Origin of the sequence: Paenibacillus sp. FSL R5-0470, from assembly GCF_037975205.1 — a bacterium.
GTDB lineage: Bacteria > Bacillota > Bacilli > Paenibacillales > Paenibacillaceae > Paenibacillus_AQ.
In genome coordinates this window covers 159202-172461 of record NZ_CP150238.1, presented here as the reverse complement: position 1 = coordinate 172461, position 13260 = coordinate 159202, and the positions used below count along the sequence as shown (strand labels likewise).

The 13260-nt window shown below is 47.2% G+C and carries 12 protein-coding genes; all 12 read right to left on the bottom strand.

The window, feature by feature from the left end:
• Window positions 1–9: 9 nt before the first annotated feature.
• The 12 genes from MKY99_RS00840 to hisD all read right to left on the bottom strand — a co-directional run bounded on the left by MKY99_RS00840 (window position 10) and on the right by hisD (window position 13233).
• Window positions 10–1008 carry a LacI family DNA-binding transcriptional regulator gene (locus tag MKY99_RS00840; RefSeq protein WP_339268149.1) on the bottom strand — a complete coding sequence of 333 codons (999 nt, stop codon included), beginning with the start codon at window positions 1006–1008 and terminating at the stop codon, window positions 10–12.
• Window positions 1009–1065: 57 nt separating this feature from the next.
• Complete coding sequence (uxaC, locus tag MKY99_RS00835; protein WP_339268147.1) at window positions 1066–2493, bottom strand: glucuronate isomerase; 1428 nt, start codon at window positions 2491–2493, stop codon at window positions 1066–1068.
• A 312-nt stretch (window positions 2494–2805) separates the two neighbouring features.
• Window positions 2806–3759, bottom strand: a complete 954-nt coding sequence (gene trxB / locus MKY99_RS00830) for a thioredoxin-disulfide reductase (protein ID WP_149647951.1) — start codon at window positions 3757–3759, stop codon at window positions 2806–2808.
• A gap of 40 nt (window positions 3760–3799) precedes the next feature.
• A complete protein-coding gene (locus MKY99_RS00825; RefSeq protein ID WP_076286824.1) occupies window positions 3800–5536 on the bottom strand; it encodes a tetratricopeptide repeat protein in 1737 nt (578 codons plus the stop codon).
• Between the two features lie 334 nt (window positions 5537–5870).
• The gene (locus MKY99_RS00820) at window positions 5871–6821 is read right to left on the bottom strand and encodes a ribose-phosphate pyrophosphokinase (RefSeq protein ID WP_042123288.1); all 951 of its coding nucleotides are present in this window, start codon (window positions 6819–6821) and stop codon (window positions 5871–5873) included.
• A gap of 23 nt (window positions 6822–6844) precedes the next feature.
• Entirely contained in the window at window positions 6845–7672 is an 828-nt protein-coding gene (hisJ, locus tag MKY99_RS00815; RefSeq protein ID WP_339268144.1) for a histidinol-phosphatase HisJ, read from the bottom strand.
• 15 nt (window positions 7673–7687) lie between these two features.
• Complete coding sequence (gene hisIE, locus MKY99_RS00810; RefSeq protein ID WP_339268142.1) at window positions 7688–8404, bottom strand: bifunctional phosphoribosyl-AMP cyclohydrolase/phosphoribosyl-ATP diphosphatase HisIE; 717 nt, start codon at window positions 8402–8404, stop codon at window positions 7688–7690.
• On the bottom strand, window positions 8401–9159 hold the full coding sequence (gene hisF / locus MKY99_RS00805; RefSeq protein ID WP_042123282.1) for an imidazole glycerol phosphate synthase subunit HisF: 759 nt from the start codon (window positions 9157–9159) through the stop codon (window positions 8401–8403). Before hisF ends, hisIE begins: the two co-directional genes overlap by 4 nt.
• A 763-nt stretch (window positions 9160–9922) precedes the next feature.
• Window positions 9923–10660 (bottom strand): 1-(5-phosphoribosyl)-5-[(5-phosphoribosylamino)methylideneamino]imidazole-4-carboxamide isomerase, encoded by a 738-nt coding sequence (gene hisA / locus MKY99_RS00800; RefSeq protein WP_076286827.1) that lies wholly within the window; start codon window positions 10658–10660, stop codon window positions 9923–9925.
• 42 nt (window positions 10661–10702) lie between these two features.
• On the bottom strand, window positions 10703–11326 hold the full coding sequence (gene hisH, locus MKY99_RS00795; RefSeq protein WP_339268140.1) for an imidazole glycerol phosphate synthase subunit HisH: 624 nt from the start codon (window positions 11324–11326) through the stop codon (window positions 10703–10705).
• Between the two features lies 1 nt (window position 11327).
• Entirely contained in the window at window positions 11328–11936 is a 609-nt protein-coding gene (gene hisB, locus MKY99_RS00790) for an imidazoleglycerol-phosphate dehydratase HisB (RefSeq protein WP_339268137.1), read from the bottom strand.
• Window positions 11923–13233: a histidinol dehydrogenase gene (gene hisD / locus MKY99_RS00785; protein WP_339268135.1), complete on the bottom strand. Its 1311-nt coding sequence runs from the start codon at window positions 13231–13233 to the stop codon at window positions 11923–11925. The genes hisB and hisD overlap by 14 nt, the downstream gene beginning before the upstream one ends.
• Window positions 13234–13260: the final 27 nt, after the last annotated feature.

Sequence of the window (13260 nt, the reverse complement as noted above, 5' to 3'; positions counted from 1 at the left end):
TTTTTGCTTCTACAGTTTCCTAACCGATTCTCTCGCAATAAACTTCGTATCAATGGAGGTTAGCCCGTCATTCTCCAAAGGTTCTTTAATTAAGCTTAGGAGCTTGCGGGCTCCTTGCTCGCTGATCTTCTCAATAGGACGTTTAACTGTGGTAAGCGAAGGATTCGCAAAGAGCGAAAATCCAATATCATCAAAACCAACAATAGAAACATCGTTCGGCACCTGCAGCCCGCGCTCAAACACAGCTTTCATAGCCCCGATCGCCATATCGTCATTGGAACAGAATACTGCCGTCGGCGGTTTTTCCAAATCTAGCAGCTTGCCCATCGCCTCATATCCACTTTTCATATCGTAATTACCATTTCTCATATAATCGTTACGAACAGGGATATTATGGTCAATCAAAGCTTTTATAAAACCGTCTCTGCGTTCCTGCGTGGATTTAAAGCCCTCAACACCTTCAATGATCGCAATGTCTTGATGCCCGGACTCAATCAGGTGTTTGCCTGCATGATAAGCGCCTTCCCGATCATTCGAGATGATATTAATAATGGAGCGATCATCTAACTGCCGATTCAGCACAACGATTGGAATGCCTTGCTGGACAACATGGTAAATGAATTTATTATCTGCTTCACTCTGGCTCATTAGAATAATTCCATCAAAGCGTTTGTGATGAATAGAGGAATATTCCGCATAATCGTCGATCCCACGGATGAACAGATTATACTCTACATCTATGACACTATTTACACCACGAATCGTATCAGAGAAGAAACCAGACGTGGTGCCGTTGGCGATACTCGTGAAGAACAAGCCAATGGTGTATGACCGCTGCATCACAAGGCTTTTGGCATTGTAATTGGGGACATAACCCACTTGCGCAGCGATCTCGGCAATTTTTTTACGTGTAACTTCTTTAATTAGGGGACTGTTGTTAAGTGCTCTTGATACAGTTGTATGTGAAACATTCGCCAGTTTGGCGATATCCTTGATTGTAGGTGCCATGGGTCAACCTTCCTTATCAAACGGGTTTGGCTATTCCATGTAAGGATATCATAACGATTACCTAGTCACCAATGCCTGTTTCGAGAAATTGAAATAATGATCAGCGTTATTGTAACAGATATTCTCAATCATACTACCCAGTAGCTCCATATCCTCCGGAGCTTCTCCATTCTCTACCCAAGAACCTACAAGATCACATAGGATTCTTCTAAAATACTCATGTCTGGTATATGATAAAAAGCTTCTGGAGTCTGTTAACATTCCGACAAACTGACTAAGCACACCTAGATTAGCCAGCGTCTTCATCTGTTCCAGCATGCCATCCTTGTTATCGTTGAACCACCATGCCGTCCCGAATTGAATCTTCCCTGGAATTCCGCCGCCTTGGAAGCAGCCTATTAAACCAGCAATGACATGGTTATCATTTGGATTCAGCGAGTACAAAATCGTCTTAGGCAGCGCATTCTCACGATCAAGCGCATCTAACAGACCTGCCAGCGGTTTAGCAATCAGGCCATCATTAATTGAATCATAGCCTGTATCAGGGCCGAGTCGCCCGAACATTACGCTGTTATTATTGCGTAGCGCATGGATATGGAATTGCATCGCCCAATCCAGCTCGTTGTACAATTTGCCAAGGAATACTAATGTGAACCCTTTGTATTTCTTTTCTTCACTCTCACTTACAACGCCTTCACGAAGAGCTTTGTTGAATATAGCCGTAGCTTCCTCCAGGGTAGCAGGCTCAAACATTACTGCATCCAAAGCATGATCGGATACACGGCCCGCTCTGGCATGGAAGAATCTCACTCTGCTCTCCAATGCTTCTAGAAACTGACCATAATTCTCAACATCCATTCCTGAGACTTCGCTTAGCTGAGCTACCCAAGGCTTGAAGGTAGTACGATTAATCTCAAGGGCTTTATCTGGACGAAACCCCGGAACTACGCTGGCATCGAATCCACTCAAGCTACTGATTTTTTCATGATATTCCAGAGAATCTACTGGGTCATCGGTGGTGCATACAACAGTTACTTTCGATTTAACAATTAGATCTCTTGCTCCATATCCTTCACCTTGCAACTGTCTGTTCACTTCATCCCAAATCTTCGGAGCATTAGCCTCATTTAGCAAATCATATACTCCAAAGAAACGCTGCAACTCAAGATGTGTCCAATGATAGAGCGGATTCCCGATAATCTTAGGAACGGTTCTAGACCATGCCAAGAACTTTTCATAATCACTAGCATCACCAGTAATGAACTTCTCCTCTACACCATTTGCCCGCATCACTCTCCATTTGTAATGGTCGCCATAAAGCCAAGCTTCGGTAATATTGTTGAACGTCTTGTTCTCATAGATCTCTTGAGGACTGAGGTGGCAATGATAGTCGATAATAGGCATATCTTTCGCATGATTATGAAACAGCTTAATGGCGGTCTCGCTCGACAACAGGAAGTTCTCATCCATGAATTTTTTGCTCATGAGGTTTGCTGCTCTCCTTTATAATCATAATGGGAGTTACAATTAGTTTAACGTGAACATTTTTCGTATTATGATATTTTAACTTATTTATTTCTTTAAAAAATTATAATAATTTGGTTGCTAAATATGTTCGAATTGTTCACGTTAACATTATCTCTTATTGTAAACGTATTTTTACAATGCGCAAGCCCTTTTCGAAAGACATTGTTACAGTTATTTTAACAGCACCCAGCTTCCTGCTACAAAAAAAGCAGGCGCCCCTTTAAGATAAGGATCACCTGCTTGAATTCATTCCGATTAAATTTAGTTATATTAACTACCCAAGTTTTCGCTCCAGTCATGTACCATTGTGCCCTCAAGATATTTCTCAGCGTCCATTGCTGCCATACAGCCAGTCCCTGCTGCGGAGATCGCTTGACGGTAACGGGTATCCTGTACGTCGCCGCAAGCGAATACACCCGGAATGTTCGTCTCGGTAGTACCTGGATTTACTACAATATAACCATTGGTATCGGTCGTAATCTGACCGCCCAAGAATCCGGTATTCGGCGTATGACCAATAGCGACAAACACGCCGTCCGCTTCGATGAGTTCTTCAAGCCCTGTATCATTGTTTCGAACCGTCAGTCCCTTAACTCCAGACTCGCCGGTTGTTACTTCAAGCGGTGTACGGTTAAGTGCCCACACAACCTTACTGTTATCGCGTGCGCGGTCCTGCATAATTTTTGAAGCTCTGAGCTCATCACGACGATGAACCACGGTTACGCTAGAAGCAAATCTTGTTAAGAAGCTGGCTTCCTCCATCGCAGAGTCTCCACCACCGACCACGATAATCTTCTTGTTCCGGAAAAAGAAGCCATCACAAGTAGCGCAAGTGCTGACCCCACGGCCCACATTCTCCTGCTCCCCTGGTATTCCTAAATATCTGGCAGAAGCACCGGTAGAGATAATTACCGACTCTGCCTCTAATACACCCAAACCATCTACTGTAACTTTAAATGGACGCTGTGAAAAATCCACTGAATCCACCCAACCATTCTTGAATTCAGCACCAAAACGTTCAGCCTGCTTCCGCATGTTGTCCATTAAATCCGGGCCGAGAATCCCTTCGGGAAAACCTGGAAAGTTCTCCACTTCTGTTGTCGTTGTCAGTTGTCCACCTGGCTGCATCCCTTCAATTACAAGTGGGTTAAGGTTGGCACGTGCCAAATAAATAGCAGCAGTAAGCCCGGCCGGGCCTGTTCCGATTACAATCGTTTTGTACATAACAGTGGCCTCCTCACAATAGGGTTTATGCATCAAGAATTTAGATATTTTCAGTAAACGGGGGAAGACTGTCGCTCACACTTCCCTGAAAACTACATTCATCATCGATACGCCGAGCATAACGACTGACCATCGACACGGATACGTCATAACGCTGAGCTACCTCGCGGTAGGTGACTGGAAGGTTATGCATTTTTGCGATCAGATATTCCAAGGCAGCACACCAGCCTTCCGTTTGACGGATAAAAGGAACATCTGGATATATGCTACTCACGAATTGCTTCCAAAGTAATTCAGCATCTTTTTTCTGAACGGCATCAAATCTCCGGTCCATCATACTTACCGTCTGGTCGATGACTTTTTGCCAATCTTCTCTCCATTCTGGCAATCCCTTCAGACGCGCATTAGAAGTTTCTTTGGCTTCCTGAAGTACATTTTCCTCCGGAACACTACCAATCAGTCGCTGCAGGCTCAGAAGCGCAGCTTCCTGCAGCTTTTCTTCCTGCAATGGCTGTTGCTTCAGAAGTCCTTGTAGAATCTCGGACATTTCTTCATCCTCAATCCAGCGCAGAGCTTCCGTAACCTGAAGCTTCGTATTGGCATCACCGTAGCGAAGTGCCCAGAAGAAGGAAGATCGAAGCAGTGGATTATTCCGCACCTCTTCAGCAAAGCTGCCTTTGTTGTCTTTCCACAGCTTCAGCTGCTCTTGAAATGGGAGCTGATAGTTGTAACTGATTGGAGACAACGCCTTGCCTTCCCCCTGCGCTTGCTGCAGTTGGGCCAGAAAAAATCTCGGCACAGCCGATTCCGGATCCAGCTTAGCAGCTTTTTGCCAGCAACGCTGAGCCTCTGCATAGAGACCGCTATTACTTGCTGCTGCCGCACAGTAATGGTACAAACTGGCGTCACCGCCGACTTCCTCATCTTTCAGCAGGCGCCGAAAATGACCATAGGCGGTTCTATGCCGTCCCAGAATCCCCATCGTAGTGGCCATCTTGAATAAATGCTCCTGGTGAAAAGGAATAGTCGTCTCTAGCAGACGTAATAATCCAGCCAGTTGCCCGCGGTCACCTTCATACTGCAAAAAGATCGCCAAGTTACAAAGTGCGTGCAAATTCCCAGAGTCCTGTTCAAGCACCCGCATAATGCATTCTTTGGCTTTGGTAAAACGACCCATATAGAAATACGCAAGGGCTAGGTTGTTATGCGCCGCCAAGAAGTCTGGCGTATTGCTCACAATCTCTTCAAGCAAAGTTACGGCTTGTGTAAACTTGCCTTCCTCCAACAGCGCTCGGGCCCGCTCATGCTCTATTACCCCTTCCCGGCTTCTAATCCGGATAAGTGGTGCAGGACGATCGAGCTCATATTGCAGAAGTTCCATCAACTCTTCCGATTCGGCCAGAAATTCACCGTTCACATCTTCTTCGAGATAAGTAACAAGTGAGCGTTCTGCCTCCTCATAGCTTTCCATATTGGCGAAGTTGTTAGCCATATAGAAATAACATTCCGTCATTCCAGGATCAATATTCTCCAGCACATGGGTCAAAATGTCGTTAGACGCCTCATAATTACCCATCTCTGATAATACGCCTGCTACGTTACAATGATTTACCGGGTTCTCCGGTTCGTACTCTACAGCTTTGCGAAAATTCTTTAATGCCTTATCATATTGAAAGCGATCCAAGGACCGAACGGCTCTTTCAAAGAAAAAATTGGCATTCAGAGTGACAGGAATAACATTACCATTCTCCTCATACTCTGAAGTTCTCTCCATCATGGAAGCAAGGCACCCCCTTATAAGAAGCTTCCTTTTATACTAACGAAAAAATAGGAGGACGGCGCCCAATGGGGTATACCGGAGCTCCAAACTTAATCGCTATTCCGTTCCCTTTATGGGTGCGGCTATCTTCACACAGTATACCACATGTGACCGCGAGATTCTCAAGTTGAGAAAGACTCTACCACTCCACAAACAGCAACTTTTTCACGTAAAAACAAGCATAAACGCCTTCAGCGTCCTTATAAGGACGGTAAGCGTATATGCGAGAAATATAAGACATAAAGTATGGTGTGAAACTTATACTTTCTTATATTTAAAAAAAGACGGGGAATTAAATTCCCGCGTCTCTGAAAAGCTTATCGATCGAACCGCCCTCAAGAATAATACGTGTAGCTTGTGCAAGCATCGGTGCCACCGATAATACCGTAAACCGACTTGAATGATCATCTGGCAGCGCAATAGAGTCCGTAATGACCACTTCCTGAACAGAGGGATGGTCAAGCCGCTGCAGCGCAGGTCCTGAGAACAATCCATGCGTTGCACAGACGATACTGTCCTTCGCACCTCTCTCTTTCAGACCCTCAACCACATTCACGATGGTAGTCCCTGTATCAATAAGGTCCTCGATAATGATCGGTGTACGTCCCTCGACATCACCAATGACATGAGTGATTACAGATTCATTATGGGCTGGACGCTTCTTGATCATAATGGCAAAAGGTGAATCCAGCTTATTTGCCAGCTTCTCAGCCATAGATGCACGTCCGGCATCCGGAGAAACAATGACCAAATCAGACATAGCCTTGGCCTTCAAATGGCTGCTGATCAAATCGAGAGCAGTCAAATGATCGACCGGAATGTTGAAAAAGCCTTGAATTGCCGCTGCATGCAAATCAATAGTAATTACACGGGTTGCGCCCGCGGTCGTAAGTACATCAGCTACCATCTTAGCCGAGATCGGTTCACGAGGTGCAGACTTACGTTCCTGTCGAGCGTATCCATAATACGGCACAATAATGTTAACTGTACGTGCTGATGCCCGTTTAGCAGCATCTATCATCACGAGCAGTTCCACGAACATCTCATTAATGGGATGGGATAAGGATTGCACCAAAAATACGTCGCAGTTCCGGATGCTCTCTTCGTAATGCACGTAAATCTCGCCGCTCATGAAACGGGTCAGCTTAATCTGCCCCAATTCAACACCAAGTCGCTCTGCAATATCTGCCGCCAGCTTTGGATTCGACGAACCGGAAAAAATACGTAATTGTTGATGATGCATAATACCCTCCTGCGGATTATAAATTATAGTTTGAACGGAACAGTGGTACGACGGCGTCCCTCAAATACAGCCAGCTCACGGAAGCCTGTGTGCCAAAGCATGCTACGTGCCTCTTGCAAGCCGTCACCAAGCTTGGCAGGGTCATGTGCATCCGAGCCGAGCGTAAGCGGTATACCGAGCTTAAAAGCCTCCTGTAGCAGATGTTCCGCCGGGAACATCTCAGCACATGGCTTGGTAAGTCCTGAAGCATTCAGCTCCATGGCGATTCCGCTATCCGCTATAACCTTTAAGGTTTCCAGCTCCAGCATTCTCACCTCTGCTTTACCTTCTGGTGTCTGAGGACCATAGCCGAACCGTTTAATAACATCCATATGTCCTATAATATCATATAATCCTGATAACGCCGACTTCTTTACAGCATCATAATAAAGGTGATATACCTCTAGTTCATCCTTGCCTTCCCAGCCATCAACCTGTCGATAATCCGTGATATCCCACTCCCCGAGAAAATGCACAGAGCCTATCAGATAATCCCATGGGTAAGGAGATAAAATCTCACGAATTTGATCCTCGTAGCCTTCAATATAATCTGCTTCCAGCCCTACCCGCAAGTCTATGACTCCGCGGTAGCGTTCCTTCAGCGTCAGGCATTCCTCCACATAACGAGGCAGTTCAGCCATTGGCATGGCCATTTCAGGGTAATAGCTAGCAGGATCAACATGGATGAGCGGCAAGTGGTCGGATAACCCTAGCTGCTGAAGACCAAGCTGTATCCCACGCTGCACATACTCCTCAAGTTTGCCCACGGCATGACCGCAGCGCTCATGATGCGTGTGGTAATCGATATGCATCCGTCAGTTCCCTCCCTAGTACTGGTCCCGGCGTGGGCGCTCGTGGCGGGTACTCAACTCTTCCATGATTTCATCCAACGGAAGCTTGCGCTCCTGTAGCAGTACTAGTAAGTGGTAGATCAGATCACTAACTTCAAGACGCAGCTCGGCATTATCTTTATTTTTGGCGGCAATAATCGTTTCAGAGGCTTCTTCGCCTACCTTCTTAAGGATCTTATCGACACCTTTATCGAACAAATAAGTTGTGTACGCGCCTTTCGGACGCTCTACTTCCCGCTCAGCAATCACGCGCTCCAGCTCACCAAGAACAGCAAAACGCTCACCATCCGTAAGGCTATTAGCTACCGATTTCTGAGCTTCCTCGGCTTGGTTATTCAAAGGAATGTCACGGAAAAAGCATGACGTAGCTCCAGTATGGCAAGCTGGTCCTTCAGGGACAACCTTCACGAGCAGTGTATCACTATCGCAATCATAGGATATGGAAGTAATCGCTTGTGTATTGCCTGAGGTTCCACCTTTGTGCCAAAGCTCGCTGCGTGAGCGGCTCCAGAACCAGGTCTGGCCACTTTCCAACGAGAGCTGCAACGATTCCGAATTCATATAAGCAACCATCAAAACTTCTAGTGTGTTAGCATCCTGCACAACGGTAGGCACCAACCCCGCTTCATTCCAGCGAATGCCGGCCAGCGCTTCTTTTTGGCTAATGGATGTATTCTTTTCTGTTTCGCTCATCGGATCTCTACCCCTTTTTGCTTCAAGTCAGCCTTTAAGTCGTTAATGGCAATCTCTTTATAGTGAAAAATGGTCGCCGCCAGTCCCGCATCGGCTTTCCCTTCCGTAAATACATCGTAAAAATGCTCCTTCTTCCCAGCGCCGCCAGAAGCAATCACAGGAATACTAAGTAAATCGCTTACTGCTGAGGTCAGCTTCAGGTCGAAGCCATCTTTCGTCCCATCTGCATCCATACTTGTGAGCAAAATCTCGCCTGCACCCAGCTTTTCAGCTTCCTTGGCCCAGGTCAGAGCACGGATGCCAGTGGGCTTGCGACCACCATGTGTATACACTTCCCATTCACCAAATGCCTCGTTATATTTAGCATCTATTGCTACCACAATACATTGAGAGCCAAAACGGCGTGCACCTTCCAGAATTAACTGTGGGTTAGTGATAGCAGCCGTATTAATGCCGATTTTGTCTGCGCCTGCACGAAGAATCCGCTTCATATCATCAGGTGTAGAGATCCCTCCACCCACTGTAAAAGGAATGGCGATTTCACCTGCGGTCTGCCGCACAACCTCAATCATGGTCGCCCGGCCTTCTACGGAAGCCGATATATCGAGAAACACAAGCTCATCTGCACCCTCACGGTCATACAGCGCCGCCAGCTCTACCGGATCTCCGGCATCACGCAGATTCACAAAGTTAACGCCTTTGACTACCCGTCCGTCCTTAACGTCAAGACAGGGGATGATACGTTTTGCTAACATTATTAATCCCCCTTTCCATGTGTTTCCCTAAAACATTTTGATCCCCCTAAATCCCGCTCCACTCACTCTATAATCACTATGTTCCCACGATTCTTGCTCCTAGCAGGACGACGGGCTCGCGACAACCGCAAGACCACATTCATATAGGCGATATGTGGGCTCGCGCTCATGATATAATCGGTTCATTTAATTGCACATTGTGCAGTTATTTCACCGTCCATCCAGCAAACTAGGCATTTAACTGCATTTCGTACAATTAAATCTGGGAATGAACTTAAATATAAGCTCAACTCTCATTTATAGCTGCACGAAATACAATTAAATTAGCAAACACGCTCATAATTGGAACAATAGTTGTATGAAGTACACTTATACTATCAAAGGAATAATGCCCAACCTGCCGCTTAATTAACTTATTGCAGCAGATTCCACATCAGGCTTTAGCTGAAACCACCTTAGTCGCTCAATAGCTTAGTGGCTTATTAGCCTAGTTCAACGTTCTATTGCATTCTGTACAATAGAATCGACCTCAAACAATCTAATTGTGCCGTCTGTTGCATTTCGTGCAATAGATTCCTGAGAAATCCACAAAAATAAGAGCTTTGTACTGTTTGGATTGTACAAAGTGCAATCAGATAAGCATTCAGCTTCTTTAAGCAGCTTTCTATTGCACAAAATGCAACCAGCACCCCTAAATAAGACTTTTCGCAGAGTGTGAACGAGTTAATTAGTCAGGTTCGTCAACTAACGCACATACTCAGCACTACTTCTGCCCAAGCGCCTGCAAAGCTTTGGAAAGATCAATATTGCCCGTGTACAACGCCTTGCCAACAATAGCTCCGCCCACACCGCTGCCGCTGTGTACGTTCAGACGTAACAGATCATCAAGACTGGTGACTCCGCCGGAGGCGATCACCGTTTTACCGCTGACCTTCGCCATGGACACAATGCCCTCTACGTTCGGACCCTGCATCATCCCGTCGCGGGAGATGTCGGTGTAAATGAACGTCTCAGCTCCTTTTGCAGCCAATTCCTTAGCCAGATCCTCAGCACGTACTTCAGAGGTGTTCAACCAGCCATGTGTCGCAACATAACCGTTGCGCGCATCAATGCCGATAGCTACTTTATCACCGTATTTAGCCAATACCGCTTCGGTAAAAGCATGATCGTTAATCGCAGCAGTTCCGATAATAACCCGACTAACACCAAGCCCAAGCAATTTTTCCACGTCCGCAAGATTACGAAGGCCACCGCCCACCTGAACAGGCACATTAGCATTAGCAGCAATAGCGCCGATAATCGCATCATTCACAGGATGACCTGCTTTCGCGCCATCTAAGTCCACCAAATGAATGAACTTTCCGCCTTGCTCTTCCCATGATTTTGCCACCTCCAGTGGGCTATCATTGTATATCGTTTCCTGACTGTAATCCCCTTGCTGCAGCCTGACACATTTTCCATCCCGGATATCAATCGCCGGATATACAATAAAAGAAGACATTTGGCGCTCCCCACTTTCGTTACATTATATTTATAGCGTGGCTTACGCCCGCTCTCCCTTTAATTTCAAAAAATTGCCCAGCAGCTTGATTCCCAGCTCCCCACTTTTTTCAGGATGGAACTGCATGCCGAATACATTATCTTGCCCCACAATAGCTGTGACTGGGTAACCATAATCGGTGACAGCCAACAGATCACTCTCATTCGCTACAAGCGCATGATAAGAGTGCACAAAGTACACATGACCCTCATCAAGATCTGCAAAAAGCGGACTTTGCGGCTGCCTAAAGCTCAGCTTGTTCCAACCCATATGCGGTACCTTATAGCCATCTCTAGGAGCGAAACGCACCACCGAGCCTGAGAGAATATCAAGTCCCTCATGGCTGCCATGCTCTTCACTGCTGCTAAACAGTAGTTGCATACCAAGACAGATTCCTAGCAGCGGCTGGGTTCCGGCAGCTACCTGTTTGACCACACGATCCAAACCACTTTCCCGCAGCTGCTCCATCGCATCGCCAAATGCACCGACACCAGGCAGAATGACACTATCAGCAGCGAGAATTTGCTCGGCTTCCCCCGTCACTACACACTCATAACCGAGACGTTCTACCGCCTTGCTCACACTGTGCAGGTTGCCCATGCCATAATCGACGATTGCAACAGTCATGCTACAGCACTCCCTTCGTAGAAGGCACACCCTTCACACGTGGATCAATCAGTGTCGCTTCATCGAGTGCCCGTCCGAGCGCCTTGAATACAGCCTCAATCATGTGATGTGTGTTAGAACCGTAGTGTACGATCACATGCAGCGTAATCCGAGCTTCCAGCGCGAACTTCCATAAGAATTCCTGAACAAGCTCCGTCGAAAAGCTGCCCACCTGCTGTGAAGGATACGTTGCGCGATATTCAAAGTGTGGGCGATTGCTGATATCGATCACAACCTGCGCCAACGCCTCATCCATCGGTACAAAAACACTCGCATAACGTTTGATTCCCTTTTTATCATCAAGTGCTTCGTGCAGCGCTTGACCTAGGCAGATCCCGATGTCTTCAACCGTGTGGTGATCATCAATTTCGATATCTCCCCGCGCCTGTACTGACAGGTCAAACTGGCCGTGCTTCGTAAATAGGTCCAGCATATGATTCAGAAATGGAACATCCGTCTCCAGCTCGGAAACTCCACTTCCATCTACGTTAAGAGACAGCTTGATATTCGTCTCGTTTGTTTTACGGCTTAATCCTGCTTGGCGCAAGGCCTGTTCATTATTGTTCTCCATATCCGTCTCCACCTTTTCCTTCGTTCTTGAGTCGAATCTCAATGGCTCGTGCGTGGCCTTCTAACCCTTCGCGACGCGCCAGCTCTATAATGGTCTTTCCATCCCGCAGGAGGGCTTCTTTACTGTAATAGATCAGACTTGATTTCTTTATAAAATCATCCACATCCACTGGCGACGAGAAGCGTGCCGTACCATTGGTCGGGATAATATGATTCGGTCCGGCAAAATAGTCGCCCACAGGCTCCGAGCTATACGCTCCCAGGAAGATCGCCCCAGCATTCTCGATGCTGCCCACAAGGCCCATTGGATCCTCGACAACAATCTCTAGATGCTCTGGTGCCAACCGATTCACTACGGAGATTCCCTCCTCCATAGATTCCACAACAATGATCGCCCCGTAATTTTCTACGGATGAACGGGCGATCGCCTGTCGCGGCAGCTCCTGTAGCTGACGCTCCACTTCAGCAGCCACGCTATCCGCCAAGCTCTGCGATGGCGTGACTAGAATCGCCGAGGCCATCTCGTCATGCTCGGCCTGCGAGAGCAGATCCGCTGCGACATAGGCCGGCTCAGCGGTCTCATCTGCGAGCACGACAATTTCGCTTGGTCCCGCGATACTGTCGATGTCCACGGCACCATATACCTCGCGTTTTGCTAGCGCAACGTATATATTGCCGGGCCCACATATCTTATCTACCGGCGCTATGCTCTCCGTCCCAAAAGCCAAAGCAGCTACCGCCTGCGCTCCGCCCACACGGTAGATTTCATTCACCCCTGCTTCTGCAGCAGCAACCAGGATGTAAGGATCAATCCCTTCTTTGCCGCCGGTGGATGGCGGGGTTACCATAACGATCTCCGGCACGCCTGCGATCTGTGCAGGGATCACGTTCATCAGCACCGAGGAAGGATAAGCTGCCTTACCACCAGGAACATATACCCCTACCCGCTTCAGCGGACGAATAATCTGTCCCAGAATCGTGCCATCGGGCTGAAGATCCATCCACGAATTCCGTTTCTGTCTAGCATGAAAAGCCCGGATATTTGCTGCAGCCGCTTGAATAGCGGATACGAAAGATTCTTCTACCCGGCCATACGCCGCCTGAAGCTCTTCCGGCGTTACCCGCAGCTGATTCGGCGTAAGCGTGACCCGATCAAATTGCTCCGTGTAGCGAAGAAGTGCCGTGTCTCCTTCTTTTTTAATCGCAGTCACAATTTCCTTTACCGCCTGATTTTGCTCTGGCGTTCCATACTCGACTTCTCGCTCTAGCTTAAAGTCTTTGCTCGATACAACCTTCATCGCCGGTTCCTCCCTTTACCCCTTAAC